15 protein-coding genes are annotated in these 22893 nt (G+C 19.8%); 7 read left to right on the plus strand and 8 right to left on the minus strand.

The genetic code is table 11. The features are described from left to right. The first annotated feature begins 241 nt into the window (after positions 1–241). The 4 genes from parE (at position 242) to lpdA (ending at position 7960) form a co-directional block, all read left to right on the plus strand. Positions 242–2158 (plus strand): DNA topoisomerase IV subunit B, encoded by a 1917-nt coding sequence (parE, locus tag GJT90_RS01010; RefSeq protein WP_168920042.1) that lies wholly within the window; start codon positions 242–244, stop codon positions 2156–2158. 139 nt (positions 2159–2297) lie between these two features. Continuing rightward, on the plus strand, positions 2298–4964 hold the full coding sequence (gene aceE, locus GJT90_RS01015; RefSeq protein WP_168920043.1) for a pyruvate dehydrogenase (acetyl-transferring), homodimeric type: 2667 nt from the start codon (positions 2298–2300) through the stop codon (positions 4962–4964). Positions 4965–4976: 12 nt separating this feature from the next. Then, on the plus strand, positions 4977–6485 hold the full coding sequence (locus GJT90_RS01020) for a 2-oxo acid dehydrogenase subunit E2 (RefSeq protein WP_168920044.1): 1509 nt from the start codon (positions 4977–4979) through the stop codon (positions 6483–6485). Between the two features lie 59 nt (positions 6486–6544). Beyond that, the gene (lpdA, locus tag GJT90_RS01025; RefSeq protein ID WP_168920045.1) at positions 6545–7960 is read left to right on the plus strand and encodes a dihydrolipoyl dehydrogenase; all 1416 of its coding nucleotides are present in this window, start codon (positions 6545–6547) and stop codon (positions 7958–7960) included. A gap of 110 nt (positions 7961–8070) precedes the next feature. On the opposite strand, the gene dapE is transcribed toward lpdA, so the two are convergent. The 6 genes from dapE to GJT90_RS01055 all read right to left on the minus strand — a co-directional run bounded on the left by dapE (position 8071) and on the right by GJT90_RS01055 (position 14889). Continuing rightward, positions 8071–9231 (minus strand): succinyl-diaminopimelate desuccinylase, encoded by a 1161-nt coding sequence (dapE, locus tag GJT90_RS01030; protein WP_168920046.1) that lies wholly within the window; start codon positions 9229–9231, stop codon positions 8071–8073. Between the two features lie 61 nt (positions 9232–9292). Next, a complete protein-coding gene (lon, locus tag GJT90_RS01035) occupies positions 9293–11632 on the minus strand; it encodes an endopeptidase La (protein ID WP_168920047.1) in 2340 nt (779 codons plus the stop codon). 93 nt (positions 11633–11725) lie between these two features. Continuing rightward, positions 11726–12988: an ATP-dependent Clp protease ATP-binding subunit ClpX gene (clpX, locus tag GJT90_RS01040; protein ID WP_425482527.1), complete on the minus strand. Its 1263-nt coding sequence runs from the start codon at positions 12986–12988 to the stop codon at positions 11726–11728. Between the two features lie 58 nt (positions 12989–13046). Further along, the gene (gene clpP / locus GJT90_RS01045; RefSeq protein ID WP_246223061.1) at positions 13047–13682 is read right to left on the minus strand and encodes an ATP-dependent Clp endopeptidase proteolytic subunit ClpP; all 636 of its coding nucleotides are present in this window, start codon (positions 13680–13682) and stop codon (positions 13047–13049) included. Between the two features lie 55 nt (positions 13683–13737). Continuing rightward, entirely contained in the window at positions 13738–14010 is a 273-nt protein-coding gene (locus GJT90_RS01050; RefSeq protein ID WP_168920049.1) for a BolA family protein, read from the minus strand. A 96-nt stretch (positions 14011–14106) separates the two neighbouring features. Continuing rightward, on the minus strand, positions 14107–14889 hold the full coding sequence (locus GJT90_RS01055) for an inositol monophosphatase family protein (protein WP_168920050.1): 783 nt from the start codon (positions 14887–14889) through the stop codon (positions 14107–14109). Positions 14890–15080: 191 nt separating this feature from the next. Here GJT90_RS01055 and GJT90_RS01060 point away from each other — a divergent pair, with 191 nt between their 5' ends. The 3 genes from GJT90_RS01060 (at position 15081) to GJT90_RS01070 (ending at position 17991) form a co-directional block, all read left to right on the plus strand. After that, on the plus strand, positions 15081–15656 hold the full coding sequence (locus GJT90_RS01060) for a NifU family protein (RefSeq protein ID WP_168920051.1): 576 nt from the start codon (positions 15081–15083) through the stop codon (positions 15654–15656). A gap of 111 nt (positions 15657–15767) precedes the next feature. After that, positions 15768–16676 carry a homoserine O-succinyltransferase gene (locus GJT90_RS01065; protein WP_168920052.1) on the plus strand — a complete coding sequence of 303 codons (909 nt, stop codon included), beginning with the start codon at positions 15768–15770 and terminating at the stop codon, positions 16674–16676. A 25-nt stretch (positions 16677–16701) separates the two neighbouring features. Then, entirely contained in the window at positions 16702–17991 is a 1290-nt protein-coding gene (locus GJT90_RS01070; RefSeq protein ID WP_168920053.1) for an aminoacyl--tRNA ligase-related protein, read from the plus strand. Here the strand turns inward: GJT90_RS01070 and tilS are convergent. Together tilS and dnaE are read right to left on the minus strand one after the other, a co-directional pair. Next, the gene (gene tilS / locus GJT90_RS01075) at positions 17966–19297 is read right to left on the minus strand and encodes a tRNA lysidine(34) synthetase TilS (RefSeq protein WP_168920054.1); all 1332 of its coding nucleotides are present in this window, start codon (positions 19295–19297) and stop codon (positions 17966–17968) included. The two genes, GJT90_RS01070 and tilS, sit on opposite strands and share 26 nt — an antisense overlap. A gap of 61 nt (positions 19298–19358) precedes the next feature. Then, positions 19359–22862: a DNA polymerase III subunit alpha gene (gene dnaE, locus GJT90_RS01080; RefSeq protein WP_168920055.1), complete on the minus strand. Its 3504-nt coding sequence runs from the start codon at positions 22860–22862 to the stop codon at positions 19359–19361. Between the last annotated feature and the right edge of the window lie 31 nt (positions 22863–22893).

The raw sequence follows: 22893 nt of genomic DNA on the forward strand, positions 1-22893 counted from the left end.
ACAATATTTTATATATATTATAAAAATATAAATATGATAATTTATATTATTAATATATTATGATACAATTAGTTATTATTTTTTATTTATTTAAAAAATAAAATTATTGTAATACAATAATAAAATTATTCTATATTAATTTTAAATATAAAAATAAATACTTATTAAAATTATTTAATTAAAAATATATTTTCTATATCAAAATATAAAATTATCATGTACTTTAATTTAATAATAAAGAATGAACCATTTAAATCAATATAATGCTGATTCTATAGAAGTTTTAGAAGGTTTAGATCCTGTTAGAAGAAGACCAGGTATGTATACTGATCTTACAAGACCTAATCATTTAGCTCAAGAAGTAATAGATAATAGTGTAGATGAAGCATTAGCTGGATATGCAAAAACTATTTTAGTTACCTTATACAATGATCAATCACTAGAAGTTATTGATGATGGTAGAGGTATGCCTATTGATATACATACTCGAGAAGGAATTTCTGCAATTGAACTTATATTATGTCGTTTACATGCAGGAGGTAAATTTTCTAATAAAAATTATAGTTTTTCTGGAGGATTACATGGTGTAGGTATTTCTGTTGTTAATGCTTTATCAAAAAGAATGGAAGTAAGTATATTTCGTAAAAATAAAATTTATACTATAATCTTTGAAAATGGATATAAAATACAAAATTTAAAAATTTTAAAAAATGAAAGTAACCAAAATACTGGTACAAAAATTAGATTTTGGCCTAATAAATATTTTTTTGAACATCATTCTTTTTTAGTTTCTAATTTAATAAATTTATTAAAAGCTAAAGCAGTTTTATGTTCTGGATTAAAAGTTTATTTTAAAAATGAAAATACTAAAGAAAATTATTATTGGAATTATAAAAATGGTTTATCTGAATATTTAATGAGTTCAGTAAAAGGTTTTACTACCATACCAAATACTCCTTTTATAGGAAAATATTCAAGTGATATTAAATATCTTCATTGGGCTGTATTTTGGATACCAGAAAATAATTATGTTTTTACTGAAAGTTATGTGAATTTAATTCCAACAACACATGGTGGTACTCATGTAAATGGATTGCGTTTGGGATTACTTGATGCAATACGTAATTTTTGTAATTTCCATAATATGTTACCCAGAAATATTAAAATATTAGGAGAGGATATTTGGGATCATTGTTCTTATGTATTATCTATAAAAATTCAAGATCCACAATTTACCGGACAAACAAAAGAACGTTTAGCTTCTAGACAATGTACTGTATTTACTGCAAATATAGTAAGAGATTCTTTTATTTTATGGTTAAATCAAAATATTAAAATAGCACATGTCTTAATAAATATATTTATTTTAAATGCTCAAAAACGTATTAGATCATCTAAAAAATTTAAAAAAAAAAAAAGTTATAATGTAAATTCAATATTACCTGGGAAATTATCTGATTGTATTATACATAATTCAAAAAAAACTGAACTTTTTTTAGTTGAAGGAGACTCTGCTGGCGGATCAGCTAAACAAGCAAGAGATAAAAATTATCAAGCTGTTATGCCTTTAAAAGGGAAAATTTTAAATACATGGGAAATAAATTCAGAAGAAATTTTATCTTCACAAGAAATACATGATATTTCTTTAGCAATAGGTATTTATCCTAATAATGAAGACTTAAAAAAATTAAGATATAATAAAATTTGTATTCTTGCGGATGCTGATTCAGACGGATTACATATTGCTACTTTATTATGTGCTTTGTTTATTAAGCATTTTTTACCTTTGGTAAAAAAAGGACATATTTATGTCGCTATGCCTCCTTTATATCGTATAGATTTAGGAAAAAAAATTTTTTATGCTTTAGATGAAAATGAAAAAATAAATATTTTAAAAAAATATTATTATAAAAATAATAAAAAACAAATTAATGTACAAAGATTTAAAGGTTTAGGAGAAATGAATCCTACTCAATTAAGAGAAACTACTTTTAATCCTATTAGTCGTCGTTTAATACAATTAATAATAAATAATAATAAAACAGAAATAAGTAAAACATTTTCAATTATGGATATGTTACTAGCAAAAAAAAGATCAGAAGATCGTCGTAAATGGTTACAAGAAAAAGGTGATATTACTACAATAATAAATATTTAATAAATTTAAACAAAAAATATTAATTAATAAAATTATATATTTTTTGTATAAACATTTTTAGTACATAAAATATTTTTTTATAAAATATTAAAATAAAATATATATTATATAATTTTTATTAAAATAAGGAATAATGACCATGTCAGATAGTTATATATCAGATCATGACGTGGATCCAATTGAAACAAGTGATTGGATACAATCCATAGATTCTGTTATAAAAGAAGAAGGAATTGAAAGAGCAAAATTTTTATTAAAAAAAACAATAAAACATATAAATAATAATGGTTTTATTTTTAATTTAAATAATAATAATTATATTAATTCTATTTCTAAAAAAGAAGAACCTATATATCCTGGAAATTTAATTTTAGAAAAAAAAATAAGATCATTTATAAGATGGAATGCAATAATGATTGTTTTAAGAGCTTCTAAAAAAAATTTAGATTTAGGAGGTCATATTTCTTCTTATCAATCATCTTCATATATTTATGAAGTTTGTTTTAATCATTTTTTTAAAGGTTATAATGAAAATAATAATGGAGATATAATTTATTTTCAAGGTCATATTACACCTGGAATTTATGCTAGATCTTTTTTAGAAGGTCGCATAAATATTGAATATTTAGATAATTTTCGTCAAGAAGTTTTTCATAAAGGTTTATCATCATATCCACATCCAAAACTTATGCCTAATTTTTGGCAATTTCCTACTGTATCTATGGGATTAGGACCTATATCTGCTATATATCAAGCTAAATTTCTTAAATATTTAGAAAATAGAAAATTACAAAAAACATCAAATAGAAAAGTTTTTGCATTTTTAGGAGATGGAGAAATGGATGAACCAGAATCTAAAGGAGTAATTAATATAGCTTCAAGAGAAAATTTAGATAATTTAATTTTTGTGATAAATTGTAATTTACAAAGATTAGATGGACCTGTATATGGTAATGGAAAAATTATTAATGAATTAGAAAATATTTTCCAAGGATCAGGATGGAAAGTTATTAAAGTTATTTGGGGAAAAAGTTGGGAAAATTTATTTTTTAAAGATAAAACTGGAAAATTAATAGAATTGATGAATCAAACTTTAGATGGAGATTTTCAAAATTTTAATTCTAAAGACGGTAATTATATTAGAAAAAATTTTTTTGGTAAATATAAAGAAACATTTAATCTTGTTAAAAACTTAACTGATAATGAAATAGAAAAATTAAATTATGGTGGTCATGATTCTAAAAAAATATATGCAGCTTTTCAAAAAGCTTATGAAATTAAAAATAAACCTACAGTAATATTATTTCAAACTATAAAAGGTTATGGTTTAGGAAAAATAGCTGAAAGTAAAAATATAGCACATCAAATTAAAAAAATTAATTTAAATGAAATCAAATATATAAGAGATAATTTAAATATACCTATAAATGATAAAGAATTATGTAATTTACCTTATGTTACTTTTAATAAGAATTCTTTAGAATATCATTATTTACATAATCAAAGAAAAATTTTAGGTGGATATGTTCCTTTCAGAAGAATAAATTTTACTAAAAAATTAATACTACCTACACTTTCAGATTTTCAAACATTACTAAAAAATCAATATAATATATCTACAACTATTTCATTTATAAGAATATTAAATATTTTACTTAGAAATAAAAATATTTCTAATAGAATAGTACCAATAATTGCTGATGAAGGGCGTACATTTGGAATGGAAGGATTATTTAGAAAAATAGGAATATATAATTCAAATGGATTAAAATATATTCCACAAGATAAAGAAATATTTTCATATTATAAAGAAGATATTAAAGGACAAATCTTGCAAGAAGGTATTAATGAGTCAGGAGCTTTTGCTTCATGGTTAGCTGCTTCAACTTCTTATTCGACTAATAATTTTCCTATGATTTCATTTTATATTTATTATTCTATCTTTGGTTTTCAAAGAATTGGTGATTTCTGTTGGGCTGCTGGAGATCAACAAGCAAGAGGTTTTTTAATTGGAGCAACCTCAGGACGTACTACTTTAAATGGAGAAGGATTACAACATGAAGATGGTCATAGTCATATTCAATCTTTAACAATTCCAAATTGTATTTCATATGATCCAACATATGCATATGAATTAGCTGTTATTATAAATAATGGTATACAACGAATGTATGGGGAAAAACAAGAAAATATATATTATTATATAACAACTATGAATGAAAATTATAATATGCCAGCAATGAAATCAAAATTCGAATATGGTATTTGTAAAGGTATATATAAAATATTTTCTATTAAGAATAATAAAAATAAAATTAAAATTCAATTATTAGGATCAGGATCTATACTTAACAGTATGATAAAAGCAGGAGAAATATTATATCAAGAATATAGTATTAATTCAGATATTTTTAGTGTTACTTCTTTTACAGAAATTAATAGAGAAGGACAAGATTGTGATCATTGGAATTTATTACATCCTTTTGAAAAACGTCGTATTCCATATATTACAAGTATAATGAAAAATTATCCAACAGTAGCAGCTACAGATTATATAAAACTTTTTGCTGAACAAATTCGTAAATATATACCAACAAACAATTATTTTGTTTTAGGAACAGATGGTTTTGGTCGTTCTGATAGTAGAAAAAATTTACGTGATTTTTTTGAAATTAATGAATTATATGTAGTTCTTGCTATATTAAATATATTATTAGATTTAAATTTAATTAGTTTAAAAAAAATTATACATTTTATTAAGAAAAATAAAATTAATGTAAATAAAAATAATCCTAGAATTTCATAAAAAAGGAATAATATGAATATAAAAATAATATTTCCTGATACAGGAATAGAGGAGATGAAAATTACTGATATTTTAGTAAAAGAAGGAGAAAAAATTACTAAAGAACAATCTATTATTATGGTAGAAAGTGATAAAACATCTATGGAAATTCCTTCTAATCACAGTGGTATTGTAAAAAAAATTTTAGTATCTGTAGGTGAAAAAATTTGTAAAGGAAATATAATATTAGAAATATTAAATGAGCAACAAGAAAAAGATGATTTTATAAATAAAAAAAAATTACAAGAAGATAAAATATTATTTACTGCATTACGTATTCCTAATATTGGAATGCAAGTAATGAAAGTTATTAAAATATTAGTAAAAAAAAATGATTTAATTATAGAAAATCAATCATTATTAATGATTCAAAATAAAAAAAATATTTTTGAAATAGCTTCTTTATATTCAGGTATTATTAAAAAAATTAATATTAATATACATGATATTATAAAAAGTAATGATATATTTATGTATATAAATTACTTAAAAAAAGATAATAAAAATTTAGACATAAAAACATTTATAAAAAATAATAATTTTATAAAAAATAATATAAATAGTATTTTTGATAAAAAATTGTATATCCATACTTCACCAATTGTAAGAAAAATAGCAAGAAAATTAAAAATTAATTTAAATAATATAAAAGCTAGTGGTTTAAAAAATAGAATTACTAAAGAAGATATATTAAAATATATTGAAAATAAAAATAAAGATAAAGATATAATGAATAATATTTCTAATAATTCTTTAATAAATTATAAAATATTTGGAGCATATGAAAAAATAAACCTTAATAATATACAAAAAATATCTGGTAAAAATTTAACAAATAATTGGAAAAATATTCCTCATGTTACACAACATATTGAAGCTGATATTACAGAATTAGAAAAATTTAGAATTAAAAAAAATATTGAATTTTTAAAAAATAAAAATAATATTAAATTAACATTATTAAGTTTTATAATTAAAACATGTGCATGTGCTTTAAAAAAATATCCAAATTTTAATTCTTCTTTATCGGATAATAATGAAATATTAATATTAAAAAAATATTTTAATATAGGAATAGCAATTAATACAAATAAAGGATTATTTGTGCCTGTCATATTTGATGTTTTAAATAAAAATATTAATAAAATATCTGAAATAATACTTAATTTGGCTGATAAAGCAAAAAATTATAAACTCAATCCTAATGATGTAAAAGGAGGTTGTTTTACTATATCTAATTTAGGACAATTTAAAGGTAATTTTTTTACACCGATAATTAATGCTCCAGAAGTAGCTATTTTAGGTATATCACAAGCAGAAACAAAACCTATATGGGATATAAGTAGTCAACAATTTTTACCCAAACTTATTTTGCCATTATCCTTATCTTATGATCATCGTGTTATAAATGGAGTTGAAGGGATTAATTTTTTAAATTATATTTGTAGTTTACTATCTGATATTAGAAATATATTAATATAATTTTTTAAAAAATTATAAATATAAAATTTATTAAAATATAATTAATAGTAGAGATTATTATGAATAATACAATAAAAACTCAAGTTGTTGTTATTGGTGGGGGACCCGCTGGATATTCTGCAGCTTTTCGTTGTAGTGATTTAGGATTAAAAACAGTAATAGTAGAAAATTATCCAAAATTAGGAGGAGTATGTTTAAATGTAGGGTGTATTCCTTCTAAAACATTACTACATATTGCAAAAATAATTAAAGAAAATAAAAATTTTTTTCAAAAAGGTATATTTAAAAATAATATTGAAATAAATATTGAAAATCTTAATATATGGAAAAATAATATTATTAATAAACTCACTAATGGATTAAATTTTCTTGCAAAAACTAGAGATATTAATATTATTAATGGAATGGGATTTTTTGAAACAAGAAATTGTTTAAATGTTGTAAATATTGATAACAATTATCAAATTTTATTTGAAAATGCAATAATAGCAACTGGATCTAAACCTATTAAATTACCATCAATACCTTATAACGATAGTAGAATATGGAATTCTACAGATGCTTTATTATTAAAAAAAATACCTAAAAAAATATTAATTATAGGAAGTGGAATTATTGGTTTAGAAATGGCAACTATTTATGAATCTTTTGGTTCAGAAATTGATATAATAGAAGTTTCAAATACATTATTATCCGAAATAGATGATGATATTGTAAATGTTTATCAAAAATGTATAAAAAATAAATTTAATTTAATGTTAAATACTCAAATATTATCTATTGATAATAATAACAAAGAATTATTACAAGTACATATGACTAGTGATAATAATAAATCTATTTATTCTAAAAATTATAATATAATTATTGTTGCAATAGGAAGAAAACCAAATTCTACTTATATAAATAAAAAATTTAATAAAATATTAATTAATAAAAATCATTTTATTGATGTAAATGATCAAATGAGAACTAATATTTCTAATATATATGCTATAGGGGATGTTATTGGATGTCCTATGTTAGCACATAAAGGAATACATGAAGGACATTTAGCAGCAGAAGTTATTGCTGGAAAAAATCATTATTTTATTCCTAAAGTTATTCCATCAATTGCTTATACTAATCCAGAAATAGGTTGGGTAGGAATAACAGAAAAAAATGCTATAAAGAATAATATAAAGTATAAAACATCATCTTTTTCTTGGAAAAATTTAGGAAGAGCTATATCTTCTAATGAAGAAAATGGTTTAACTAAATTAATTGTAGAAAAAAATTCTAATCGTGTAATAGGTGGAAGTGTTATAGGATATAATGCAGGAGAATTATTAGGAGAAATAAGTTTAGCAATTGAAATGGGATGTGATATAGAAGATATTGCATTAACAATACATGCTCATCCTACTTTTTATGAATCTGTTGGTATTGCAGCAGAAGTATATTTAGGATCAGTAACAGATATTATTAATAAATAAAATATTTAAAAAATTATTGTCAAATTAAAATAAAGTAATTTTACTTTATTTTATTTATAAATTAAACATTTTTATTTTTTCTATAAATAGAAAATATTTTAAAATAAAATTTATAAAGTTAAAATTTCTTTAATTATTTTATAATATATTTTATATATTATATTTAAATCATTAATACATACACATTCATTAATTTTATGAATAGTAGAATTAATTAAACCTAATTCCACTATTTGAGTTCCAGTTTTAATAATAAATCTTCCATCAGAAGTTCCTCCATTATTAATTACTTTTGTATTAATATTATTTATTAAATTAATACTTTTTTTTACTATTTTTAATAGATTTTTATTTTTTTTTAAGGGATTATAAACACTTAAAAAAGGTAATCCTGATAAATTCCATTCTATCTTATAAAAAATAATATATTTTTTTATAATACTATCTAATTTTTTTAGTATATCTTTATAAGATATTTTATTATTAAATCTAAAATTTATATATAAAATAATATTTCCTGGTATAACATTAGTATTTTTTATATCAGAACTAATTCTTGTTATTTGCATACTAGTTTCTGGAAATAAAAAATTTTTTTTACTCCATTTAGTTAATATTAATTTTTGTAATACAGGTATGACCATGTGTATAGGATTTTTAGCTAAATTATGATATGCAACATGACCTTGAACACCTATAATTTTTAATTTAACATTTAAAGATCCTCTTCTTCCATTTTTAATATTATCACCTATAACTTTATTACTTGTAGGTTCTCCTATTATACAATAATCTAATTTTTCTTTTTTTTTTATTAATTTATTAATAACTTGAATAGTACCATTTTTTGCATTACCTTCTTCATCAGAAGTTATAATAAAAGCTAAACGACCATTATAAATAGGATATTTTGTAATAAATGTCTCAACCGCAATAATCATTGCGGCTAAAGATCCTTTCATATCACAAGTTCCTCTTCCATATAATATATTGTTTTTTATAACAGCTTTAAAAGGATCAAATTTCCATTCTTTAATATTACCTGGAGATACAACATCTGTGTGTCCAGCAAAAACTAAAGTATTGTTATTATTATTATTTCCATTATGAAATGCCCAAAAATTCTTTGTATTTTTAATATTAATTAATTTAATATGAAAATTTAATTTTTTTAAAATTTTTATTAATATATTTTGACATCCTGCATCAAAAGGACTAATAGAGCGACACTTAATAAGTTTCTTCGTTAAATTAACTATTTTTTCTAACATAATAAGTATTTTTTTATTAAAAATATTTTTGTATAAAAATTATTTAAAAATAATTATTTATTTAAATTTTAAATGGTTTATTTTGTAAAGCTAATGATAATACCTCTTCAATATTTTTTACTGGAAAAATCTTTAAATCTGTAATAATATTTTTTGGTATATCTTCTAAATTTCTTTTATTTTGTTCTGGGATTAAAACAATATTAATACCACCTCTATGAGCAGCTAATAATTTTTCTTTTAATCCACCAATTGCAAGAACTTGTCCTCTTAAAGTAATTTCTCCAGTCATAGCTACATTTGCTTTTACAGGATTATTAGTTAAACTTGATACAAGAGCTGTACACATAGATATTCCAGCACTAGGACCATCTTTTGGTGTAGCTCCTTCTGGAACATGTACGTGAATATCTATATTTTTATAAAATTTAGTGTCAATATTTAATTTTTTTGTTCTTGCTTTTACTACAGTTAAGGCAGTTTGTATTGATTCTTGCATAACTTCACCTAAAGATCCTGTATAAGTTAATTTACCTTTACCCGGTATACATACTGTTTCAATTGTTAATAATTCTCCTCCAACTTCTGTCCATGCTAATCCAGTAACTTGTCCTATAAGATTTTCATTTTCTGCTTTTCCATAATCAAATTTTTGTACACCTAAATAATTTTTTAAATTAGAATTATCTATTTTAATTGATTTAATATTTTTTTCTGTTAGAATTATTTTTACAGTTTTTCTACATAAAGTAGATAACGTTCTTTCTAATCCTCTAACACCAGATTCCCTAGTATAATATCTTATTATATCTATAATTGCCTTATCATTTATTAATAATTCTTTTTCTTTTAAAGCATTATTTTTAAATTGTTTAGGTAATAAATATTTTTGTGCTATGCTTAATTTTTCATCTTCTGTATAACCAGATATTTTAATAACTTCCATTCTATCTAAAAGAGGTAATGGTATATTAATAGCAGAATTTGAAGTTGCTACAAACATAACATTAGATAGATCATAATCTATTTCAAGATAATGATCATTAAAAGTAATATTTTGTTCAGGATCTAAGACTTCTAATAATGCTGCTGCTGGATCTCCTCTCATATCATATGAAATTTTATCTATTTCATCTAATAATAATAATGGATTTTTTACCCCAGATTTAACTATCTTTTGTATAATTTTACCAGGCATAGAACCTACGTATGTACGACGATGTCCTCTTATTTCTCCTTCATCTTTTATTCCTCCTAATGCTATTTTAATAAATTTTCTTCCTGTTGCTTTTGCTATAGATTTTCCCAATGATGTTTTTCCAACTCCAGGAGGACCTACTAAACATAGAATTGGTCCTCTAATTTTATTAGATCTATTTTGAACTGCTAAATATTCTAAAATATGTTCTTTAACAGATTCTAAACCAAAATGATCTTGATCTAATATTTTTTTAGCTTTACATAAATTTTTTTTTAATCTACTTTTTATATTCCATGGAATTTGTATCATCCATTCTATATATCCTCTTACAACTGTTGCTTCTGCTGACATAGGAGACATCATTTTTAATTTTTTTAATTCAGCATAAGTTTTTTCTTCCGCTTCTTTAGGCATTTTTACTAATTTTATTTTTTTCTTTAATATTTTATTTTCATCAAAATATTCATCTGTTTCTCCTAGTTCTTTTTGTATAGCTTTTATTTGTTCATTTAAATAATATTCTTTTTGACTTTTTTCCATTTGTTTCTTAACTCTATTACGAATTTTTTTTTCCACTTGTAGTAATTCAATTTCTGATTCCATTATAGCCATTAAATATTCTAATCTTTCATTAATATTTGACATTTCTAATATTAATTGTTTATTAGATAATTTTAAAGTCATATGTGCAGCTATAGTATCTGCTAATTTAGCTGCATTATTAATATTATTTAAAGAGTTTAAAACTTCTGGAGGAATTTTTTTATTTAGTTTAGTATAATTTTCAAATTGATTAATAGCTGTTCTTATTAAGATTTCTTGTTCTTTAACTTCAAGAATAGGAGAAGATAAATACTCTATTTCAGCTGTAAAATAATTACCATTATCTGATAAAATTGTTATTTTTGCTCTATATAAACCTTCCACTAATATTTTTACTGTTCCATCAGGTAATTTTAACATTTGTAAAATAGAAGTAATTGTTCCAACACTAAATAGATCGTTAATATTAGGATTATCATTAGATGCATCTTTTTGTGCAACTAACATAATTTTTTTATCATTATTCATCGCTGCTTCTAAACAACGAATAGATTTTTTTCTACCAATAAATAAAGGAATTACCATATGAGGATACACTACTACATCACGTAGTGGTAATACAGGAATCACAATACGTTCTGAAATTTCAGAATTCATAAATTTTTCTCTTTATTATAATTATATTTTAAAATATATTTTTATATATAAAATTAAGATTAATTATATTTTTTAAAAAATAAAATTAAATTTTTAACTATTATTTTTATATTCTATAATAGGTTCAGAAATATTATTAATAACTTGACTATTAATTATAATTTTACTTATATTTTTTATTGATGGTGTATCATACATTATATTTAATAATGCTTTTTCTAAAATAGATCTTAATCCTCTAGCTCCGGTATTTAATAATACCGCTTTTTCAGCTATTGATTCAATAGCATCATTATTAAATTTTAATTTAATATTTTCATATTCAAATAAAGTTTTATATTGTTTAATAAGGGAATTTTTAGGTTCTAATAAAATTTTTATTAATTTTTTTTTATCTAATTCATTTAATGAAACTATGACAGGTAGACGTCCTATAAATTCAGGTATTAATCCGAATTTTATTAAATCTTCAGGTAAAATTTTTTCAAAAATTTTATACTTGTTTGAAAATTTATTTAAACTTTCTGCTTTTTTAATATGAAACCCTATTTTACTAGAATTATTTAAGCGATTTAAAATAATTTTTTCTAGTCCATAAAAAGATCCAGCACAAATAAATAATATATTTTTAGTATTTATTTTAATAAATTCTTGTTGTGGATGTTTACGTCCACCTTGTGGTGGTATAGAAGCAATTGTACCTTCAATTAATTTTAATAAAGCTTGTTGGACACCTTCACCAGAAACATCTCTTGTTATAGAAACATTTTCTGATTTACGCGCAATTTTATCAATTTCATCAATATATACAATACCATTTTCTGTTTTTTTTATATCATAATTAGCATTTTGTAGTAATTTTTGAATAACATTTTCTACATCTTCTCCTACATATCCAGCTTCTGTTAAAGTAGTTGCATCTGCAATTGCAAAAGGTACATCAAGAAAATGTGCTAATGTTTCAGCTAATAATGTTTTTCCACTTCCAGTAGGTCCTATTAAAAGAATATTACTTTTCCCTATAATATTATTTTTTTTATTATAATTCTTTAATTTTTTATAATGATTATATACTGATACTGAAAGTATCTTTTTAGCTTTTGATTGACTAATAACATAATTATTTAAATAGTTAAAAATTTTGTGTGGAGTAAGTAAATTTAAATAATCATTTTTATTAAAATTTTTATATTGTTTTTGTTCCTCTTTTTGTAAAATATTATTACATAAAATAATACATTCATTACAAATATGAGCTTCATTATCACTTGATATTAATTTATTAATTTCATCTTGTTTTTTTTTACAAAAAGAACAATATAATATTTTATCTGAATTCTCCTTTTTTTTTATCATTAAAAACCTCATTAAAAAATAAATAAATAATAAATTTTATAATTATAATCTTATAAAATTAAGTATTAATATTATTTTTACTAGAAATAATATTATCTATTAATCCATATTCTATTGCTTCTTTAGCTGTTAAAAATTTATCTCTATTAGTATCTTTTTCAATAATTTTAATAGGTTTTCCTGTATGTAATGAAAAAAGTTTATTTAGACAATTTTTTATTCTTAAAATTTCTTGAGTTTGAATTTCTATATCAGTTACTTGACCTTGATAACTTCCTATTGGTTGATGTATCATTATTCTAGCATTAGGTAAACAAAATCTTTTATTTTTATTTCCAGCTGATAATAAAAAAGCTGCCATTGAACAAGCCTGTCCTATACAAAGTGTACTGATATCTGATTTAACAAATTGCATAGTATCATAGATAGACATACCTGATGTAATAACACCTCCAGGACTATTTATATAAATAAATATATCTTTATTTGAATTTTCTGATTCTAAAAATAATATTTGTGCAATTATTAAATTTGCCATGCTATCTTCAATAGCACCAGTTAAAAAAATAATACGTTCTTTTAATAATCGAGAAAAAATATCATATGATCTTTCTCCTCTAGATGTTTGTTCAATTACAATTGGAATTGTATTTATTTGATGCTCTTTAAAAAATTTATTATTTTTTTTGTACAAAATTATATCCTTTTTAAAAAATTATCTAATATATAAATTATAAATATTTTCATATTTATATATTTTCATTATTTTTCCATTCATTTAATGTATAAGTATATAATGATAATGAATGAATATTTTTTAATACATCTTTTATGATGTGATATATTAATCTGTGTCTATCAATTAATTTTTTTTTAATAAAAAAATTACTAACAATAATAATTTCTAAATGAGTGATTAAATCAGTTATATCATTATCATTGCTAGAATTATTATTATTAATTTTTAAATATATAGGTTTTAATTTACATTTAATTTTATTTTTTATTTTTTCTATAATCATTTTAATATGTCCAAAATTTTAATTTTATAAAAAAAATTATATTTTTTATATATTTATAGTTAAATAATTTTTTTATTAAAAAATAATTATAATTTATTAATTATTGATTTTAGAAATTACTAATTTTATAATATCAGTATTACCTGCCAATATGTTAGTAGAATTTTTATAATTACAATTACCTAAAAAATCAGTTATTAATCCTCCTGATTCTTTAATAATTAATTCTCCTGCAAGTAAATAATTAAAATCTTCTACATCATTATTTAAATAACAATCAATTTTATTTGCAGCTAAATATGCTAAATCCAAGGAAATAGAACCACTTATTCTAAGCGAAATTGAATTTTCAATAAATAAATTAATTAAATTAACATTTTTTTTTTTTTTTAAAAAAATATAATTAGTATTTAAAGCAAATAATAAATTTTTTTTTTGAAAATATTTATCACAACGTAATTTATAACCATTTAGTTGAGCATTTTGTCCTCTTATTGCTGTAAACAAATCATTTCTTAATGGATCATATATTAAAGAAATTTCAGTTTTTCCTTTTATACAAATAGCAATAGATATTGAAAAATGAGGTAATTTTTTTAAAAAATTCATAATTCCATCTAAAGGATTTATAATCCATACAGTTTTATCATATTTAAAAATAAAAAAATTTTTTTTATATAAAAAAGTAACATTTTTTGCATATGTATTATAAATTACTTTAGTAATCATATTATTTAAATATTTATTAATTTTTTTAATAAATAAATTAGTATTATATTCATCATAATTTAAATTTATATTTTGTATTTCATAATTTTTAATAATTATATTACCAATATTACGTATTATACGTATAGCAATATTAAGCATTGGACGCATATATTATTTCTCATTAATCTTTATATATCAGAAAATAAAGTAATTAAATAATAGATTTAATTATATTTTATAATAAATAATTAATATTTAAAATATTTTTTTATAAAAATATATTATTAATATATTGTTTTTTTTTTAAAACAATATATTATTTAAAAGAGATACTTTAACAATTTTAATTATTTTTAATTATGTTACAAATTACAGAAGCAGCTCAAAAATATTTTTTAAATTTATTATCTAACAAAGATATTAATACATGTATTAGAATTTTAGTTTTTAAAAAAAATAACCTTTTTAAGGGTAATATTTCTTTTTGTAATATAAAAAAGATTAAAAATGATGATATTAAATTAAAATTTAACAAATTTTCTATATTTATAGAAATAAATAGTTTTAAATTTTTGGAAAATGTTAAAATTGATTTTATACAAAAAAAATTATTTTCAAAATTAGAATTTGTTATTCTAAAAAAAAAATATAAAAAAAATAATGTAAAAATAAAAGATTTAAAAAAAAACATTCAAATTTTTATAAAAAATGTTATTAATCCTAAATTATTATTACATGGTGGTTTTATTATTTTAAAAGAAATAACCATAAATAATATTTTATTATTAGAATTTCATGGTGGTTGTCAAGGTTGTGCTATGAGTCAATATACTCTTAAAAACAAAATAGAAAAAGAATTATTAAATAATTTTCCTAGTATTAAAGGAGTATATGATATAACTTTACATAAAAAACATAAGTTCTCTTATTTTTAAAAAGAGTAATATGCTTTTATTTAAATATTTTTTTATTTTGATAAAAAATTTAATTTTTAATAATTTTAATATAGTTTTATATATAAATATTTAATAAAGGAATAAAGGAATATGCCAGTTTTAGTTATAAAAAAATTACCTGCTATTAATTTTTTAAAAAAAGAAAATATATTTTTATTACAAAAAATTTCAAATAAAAAATATTCAAATAAAATTAAAATTATTTTATTAAATTTAATGTTTAAAAAAATTGAAACAGAAAATCAAATAATTAGGTTGTTATCTCATTCTTCATTATTAATAGATTTATCTTTATTATGTGTTCATGATGAAAAATCATCTAATAAATCATCAATAAATCATATTAAAAAATTTTATCTTAATTTAGATCAAATATCTAGTAAATATTATGATGGATTAATTATTACAGGAGCTCCTTTAGGTCTAATTGATTTTATCAATGTTAGATATTGGAAAGAATTTGTAAAAATTATATATTGGGCACAAGATCATGTTAATTCTATTTTATCCATATGTTGGTCTGTACAAGCTGTATTAAATATATTATATAATATCCCTAAAAATATTAATAAAAATAAATTATTAGGTATATTTAAGCATAATATTTTATTAAAAAATAATTTTTTAACGAAAGGTTTTGATGATTATTTTTTTGTACCGCATTCAAGATATTCTAATTTTTCTTTAAATTTTATTAAAAATTATAATAATTTTAAAATTATTTCAGCTTCAAAAGAAGCTGGTATTTATCTTTTTACTAGTAAAAATAATAAATATGTATTTGTTACTGGACATCCAGAATATGATTCTTTAACAATACATGAAGAATATTTAAATGATTTAAAAAAAGATAAAAAAAATATTAAAATACCTTATAATTATTATCCATTAAATAATCCAAATTTAATACCTCAAATTAATTGGAAAAGTCATGGTAATTTATTATTTTTAAATTGGTTAAATTATTTAAATTATAAAAAAAATAATATTATTTATTAATAATTAATTTTTAAAAGAGGTTTGAGTGTTAACTACTAATTATTTATTTTTTACATCTAAAAATAGAATATATAATCAAAATAAAAAAGATAGTTATTCTTTAATGATTAAAGCTGGAATGATTAAAAAATTATCTTCTGGAATATATATTTGGTTACCAACTGGATTAAGAGTAATTAAAAATTTTGAAAAAATAATACGGTTTTCAATGAATAATATAAATGCAATAGAATTATTATTACCAATAATACATCCTAGTAATCTTTGGGAAACAAGTGGACGCATAAATGATTATGGTGACGAGTTATTAAAAATTTTAGATCGTAAAAAAAAAAATTTTATTTTAGGTCCTACTCATGAAGAGGTTATTAATTACTTAATAACTCATGAAATTAAATCTTATAAATTATTACCTATTCATTTATATCAAATACAAACAAAATTTAGAGATGAAATTAGATCTCGTTTAGGAGTTATACGTTCTAAAGAATTTATTATGAAAGATAGTTATTCATTTCATATGAATAAAAAATGTTTACAACAAACATATAAAATTGTATTAAATACTTATAAAAAAATTTTTGATTTAATAAAAATAAATTATTGTATAGTACAAGCAGATAATAGTTTTATTGGAGGAAATATTTCTCATGAATTTCATATTTTTTCAAAAAATGGAGAAAATAAAATATTTTTAGATAAAAAAAATAATTATTTTTTAAATAATCATTTAAAAAATAATTTAACTTTTAATCAACAAAATAGAATAAAAATTAAAAATAGTATAGAAATAGCTCATATTTTTAAAATTGGAAAAAAATATTCTGATTCAATGAATGTTTATATATATAATAAAAAAAAAATCAAAAAAAAATTATATATGGGATGTTATGGAATTGGAATATCAAGATTAATTGCTGCTGTTATAGAACAAAATTTTGATTCAAAAGGTATATATTGGCCTAATTCATTATTAGCTCCTTTTGTAGTAGCAATTATTCCTATTAATATGTATAACTATCCTATAGTTAAAAAAAAATCTTTTTTCATTTATAAAAAATTTATTTCATTAGGTATAAAAGTTTTATTAGACAATAGGAAAGAGAATCCTGGTGTTATGTTTTCAGATATAGATATTATTGGAGTCCCACATATTATTATTATTAATAATAAAAATATTATTAATAATAATATCGAATATAAATATAGAAAAACAGGATTTCAAAATATTATTGCTTTAGATTTAATTATTGATTTTATTTTAAAAAAACTTAAATTAAATAAATGTTTTAATATTTTTTTTCCCAAAAAATAAAAAAATTATTTTCTTTATTTAAAGAAGCTTTACCTTCTTGTGTAATCAAATTATTTTCTAGGTCGGCAATAAATTTATTATTATAAAATAATAATGGTATTTGTTCTCTTTTCCATTTAGGAATTAATAAATTTTTCCATATATCATTTATATTTTTTTTATATTTAAAATTATTTAAATAATATTTACCCGAAATATTAAATTTTATATATATTATTTCATAAATTTTTGGTTTTCTTATATATATCGATAAATTTTTATAATTTATATTAATATTTAAAATTATTAATTTTCCTAATTTATTAGGTAATACAAATGGAATATTTAAATTATCCCATTTTAATAAAATATTTTGTAAATTATCAAAATATTTTACACAATATAAATAATCTTTATATTTACGAATTATATATTTACCTATTTTAATTTGTGGATTTTTATTATTTTTACAACAAATTACTTCATTCCATATAATAAATAGCATTTTTCTAGAAGGCATATAATAAAATTTATTATATTCAATCCATTTTCTAAGTATAAAATTTCTTTTTATTATACTAAATTTATATAATGGAGTAATTAATAAACTATTATTTTCTTGTATTAATTTTTTTAATATTGGATTAATTAAGTCTGTTAAAAGTTTTTCTTGTTCTTGACAAATTATTGAAGATCTATAAACTGAATTTTTAAAAAAAGACCATCTATTTGTAATTTTAGGTAAAATAACATTTCTTAAAAAATTACGATCATATTTTATATCTTTATTACTAGGATCTTCTATCCAATTTAATTTTTTTTTTATAGCATATGTATATATTTGATGTCTAGTTATTTCTAAGAAAGGACGAAATAATTTTATATTATTTAATATAGTTATTTTAGACATCCCTGATAATCCTTTAGGTCCACTTCCTCTTTTTAAAGAAAGTAAAAAAGTTTCACACTGATCATCTAAATTATGAGCAGTTACTAAAACTTCATCTTTTTTAATAATATCCTGAAAAATTTTATATCTTTTTGTTCTAGCATATTTTTCTATGTTGTTTGTTTTTTTTATTTTTACGTTTTTATTTATAAAAAAAACGTTCCATTTTTTACATTGTAACATACATGTTTTTAACCAATTATTTGATAAAACATTTAGGTTGTGATTTATGTGAATAACTCTTAATATAATTTGATATTTTTTTTTTAATTGTATTAAATTATATAATAATACTGTAGAATCTATTCCTCCACTATATGCTACTAATATTTTTTTAAATTTATACAATATTAATTGTGTTTCATTTGTTATTAACATAATTTCATTTATAATAAAATATTTTATTAAATTTATAAAATTTAAATTTAATTGAATTAACTTAACTAAATTCAAACTTAATATTATCATTATATAATAAATAAATGAATTTATTTTCTTTAATAGAAATATAATAAGATTTTTTAAAAAAAATTTTTTTTTTAATCCCAAAATTATTATAATAAAAATATATTTGTACTAAATTTTTATTATCATTTTTTTCAAAAAAAATTAATTTTTTAAGATTTTTTAAAAAAAATTTTTTTTTTAAAAAAAAATTATTCATAAAAATAATATTTATATTATGTAAATATTTTTTTCTAGCTTGTTCAATATCTATTATATAAAAAGCATCACATATAAATAATTTTAAAAAATTATTAAAATATATAATTCCATGTATTATTACTATATTATTTAATATAATTAGATTATTATTTAATTTATTTAACAAAATATGTACTTCAATTATATTAGAACTATCATCTAAATTAAAAATTAAAATTTTTTGTTTTTTTTTATTATAGGAAGTACGTATATTACTAATTATTCCTCCTATTTTTATAGGTAAATAAATATGTTTTTTATAATTAATAAGTATATTATTAATACTTTTATTTTGAGTATAAAACATAATTTCTTGAAAATAAATGTATATTGGATGACCTGTTAAATAAAATCCTAAGATGTTTTTTTCTTTTATTAAAATATTTTTTTTAGACCAAAAATGTTTTATATTAGTACTCATAGAATTGATATCAATGATTAATTTTTTATTATTTGTATTAAAAAAATCTATTTGTCCTGTCTTTTTTTCTTGTAAATATTTATTAATCATTCTTATAATTTTTTCTAAATTATTTATTAAAACTCCTCTATTAATCTTAAAACAGTCTAATGATCCAGATGTTATTAATACTTCTAAAATTCTTTTATTTATTTTTTTAAAATCTATTTTAATAAAAAAATCAAGTATAGACTTAAAAAGTCCGATCTTTTTTCGAATATTCAGTATATTATATGCTTGTTGTTTTCCAATTCCTTTTATTGCTCCTAACCCATATATAATATCATTATGTTCATTAACATCAAATTTGTATAAACTATAATTAATATTAGGAGGTAAAATATTAATTTTCATATTTTTACATTCAGATATTAAATTAATAATTTTATTGGTATTATCCATTTCTGATGTTAAAACAGCAGCCATAAATTCTGAAGGATAATAAAATTTTAACCATAAAGTTTGGTAAGATATTAGAGCATATCCAGCAGAATGAGATTTATTAAATCCATATGAAGAAAATTTTTCTAAATAATCAAAAATTTTCATAGATAAAATATTATTAATTTTCATTTTTTTAGAACCTTGTAAAAAACGTTTTCTTTGTTCTAACATTTTTTCATGTTGTTTTTTACTTATTACTCTTCTTAAAATATCAGCTTCTCCTAAACTATATCCTGCTAATATTTGAACTATTTTCATCACTTGTTCTTGATATAGAATAATGCCATATGTAGATTGTAATATTGGTTTCAATTTTTCATGTTGCCAATTTGCATCAGGATATGATATAATTTCTCTACCATGTTTTCTATTAATAAAATTCTCGACCATACCAGATTGTAATGGTCCTGGACGAAATAAAGCTAATAGAGCAATTAAATCTTCAAAATTATCAGGTTTTAATTGTCTTATTAATTTTTTAATACCTTTTGATTCTAATTGAAATATACCTGTAGTTCTAGCAGTTTTTAAAAAACAAAAAATATTTTTATCATCTAAATTAATATTATTAATATTTATTAATTTCTGTTTTTTTGTAAATCTTTTTTTATTAATTATACTTAATGTATGATTAATTACAGTTAAAGTTCTTAATCCTAAAAAATCAAATTTAACTAAACCAATATCTTCTATATCATTTTTATCAAATTGAGTTACTATATTTTTACCATTATCATCACAGTATATTGTTGTATATTTTGTAATATTATCCGGAGATATAACAACTCCACCTGCATGTTTACCAATATTTCTTATTGTTCCTTCTAACTTTAAAGAAGTATTTACTAATTCCTTAATATTAATATCAGATTTATATAAATTAAATAATTTTTTATTATTTATAAAAGCTTTTTTTAAACTGAGTCCTACGTCTAAAGGTATTAATTTTGAAATACGATTAAGAAAATCATATGGATATCCTAAAACTCTACCAACATCTTTTATAACAGATTTTGCTGTCATAGTTCCAAATGTTATAATTTGAGATACTGATTCAGTACCATATATTTCTTTTACATGATTAATAACTAAATCACGCTTTTCCATACAAAAATCAATATCAAAATCTGGTAGTGAAACTCTTTCAGTATTTAAAAATCTTTCAAATATTAAATCAAATTTTATTGGATCTAAATTTGTAATATTTAAAACATAAGCAACTAATGAACCAGCTCCTGAACCTCTTGCAGGACCTACAGGTATATTATTTTTTTTTGCCCATTGAACAAATTCCATAACTATGAGAAAATAACTAGAAAACCCCATCTTATTGATAATATCTAATTCTAAATTTAATCTTTTTGTATATTTTATTTTCTTTGTTTTTAATAAATTAAAATCTGTATATAAAATTTTTAATCTTTGTTTTAAACCTATACAAGCTTTTTTAATTAGATAATCTTTTGGTGTTATATTTGTTATTTTTAAAAAATTTGGTAAAATATAATTACCTAAATTTAAAAAAACATTACATCTTTTAGCAATTTCTACACTATTATTTAGTGCTTCAGGTATGTCTTTAAATAAGAGATACATTTCTTTTCTATTTTTTAGAAATTGTTCTTTACTGTAAATAGATTTTTTTTTACTTTCATTTAAAGTATAATTTTTATTAATTGCTATACGAATTTCATGTGCATAAAAATCTTTTTTATTTAAAAAACGTACATTATTTGTTGCAACAACAGGTATAGAAAAATAATTTGAAAATTTAATAATTAAATTTATATAATTTTCTTCATGTATATGATTAGTACGATTTAATTCAAAATAAAAACGATTATAAAAATATTTTTTATAAAAAAAAATAATTTTTTCTACTAAAAAAAAATTTTTTTGTAAAATATTTTTACCTATATCTCCATATATTCCACCTGATAATATAATTAATCCTTTATTATATTTTTTAAGTAAATTATAAGTTATAATTGGTCCAATGTTAACATTATAACCATTTTTATAAATATCAAAAATTAATAATTTTAAATTTTGATAACCTATATTATTCATTACTAATATAGTTAATTTTGAATATTGATTATTATTATTTAAATTTTTAATCTTAAAATTTGCTCCAAAAATAGCTTTTAAACCAAAATTATGGGCAAATTTATAAAATTTTATTAAACCAAAAATATTACTAAAATCTGTAATTGCTATTGCTGGCATATTTAATAATGAAGCTTTTTTCACAATTTGCTCTATTTTAGATAAACCATCTTGTATAGAATAATCACTATGTACATTTAAATGAATAAATTCTGGATAATTCATAGAATATGTAAAATTTTTAAATTTAATTAAT

Origin of the sequence: Enterobacteriaceae endosymbiont of Donacia dentata (genome assembly GCF_012570745.1) — a bacterium.
GTDB lineage: Bacteria > Pseudomonadota > Gammaproteobacteria > Enterobacterales > Enterobacteriaceae.

Excerpts from the sequence above, each read along its gene's own strand:
- dapE (WP_168920046.1), bottom strand. The coding sequence starts at position 9,231 with ATGTTAGAAAAAATAGTTAATTTAACGAAGAAACTTATTAAGTGTCGC.
- GJT90_RS01065 (WP_168920052.1), top strand. The coding sequence starts at position 15,768 with ATGCCAGTTTTAGTTATAAAAAAATTACCTGCTATTAATTTTTTAAAA.
- GJT90_RS01020 (WP_168920044.1), top strand. The coding sequence starts at position 4,977 with ATGAATATAAAAATAATATTTCCTGATACAGGAATAGAGGAGATGAAA.
- clpX (WP_425482527.1), bottom strand. The coding sequence starts at position 12,988 with ATGATAAAAAAAAAGGAGAATTCAGATAAAATATTATATTGTTCTTTT.
- aceE (WP_168920043.1), top strand. The coding sequence starts at position 2,298 with ATGTCAGATAGTTATATATCAGATCATGACGTGGATCCAATTGAAACA.
- parE (WP_168920042.1), top strand. The coding sequence starts at position 242 with ATGAACCATTTAAATCAATATAATGCTGATTCTATAGAAGTTTTAGAA.
- GJT90_RS01060 (WP_168920051.1), top strand. The coding sequence starts at position 15,081 with ATGTTACAAATTACAGAAGCAGCTCAAAAATATTTTTTAAATTTATTA.
- dnaE (WP_168920055.1), bottom strand. The coding sequence starts at position 22,862 with ATGAATTATCCAGAATTTATTCATTTAAATGTACATAGTGATTATTCT.
- tilS (WP_168920054.1), bottom strand. The coding sequence starts at position 19,297 with ATGTTAATAACAAATGAAACACAATTAATATTGTATAAATTTAAAAAA.
- lon (WP_168920047.1), bottom strand. The coding sequence starts at position 11,632 with ATGAATTCTGAAATTTCAGAACGTATTGTGATTCCTGTATTACCACTA.
- lpdA (WP_168920045.1), top strand. The coding sequence starts at position 6,545 with ATGAATAATACAATAAAAACTCAAGTTGTTGTTATTGGTGGGGGACCC.
- GJT90_RS01055 (WP_168920050.1), bottom strand. The coding sequence starts at position 14,889 with ATGCGTCCAATGCTTAATATTGCTATACGTATAATACGTAATATTGGT.
- GJT90_RS01050 (WP_168920049.1), bottom strand. The coding sequence starts at position 14,010 with ATGATTATAGAAAAAATAAAAAATAAAATTAAATGTAAATTAAAACCT.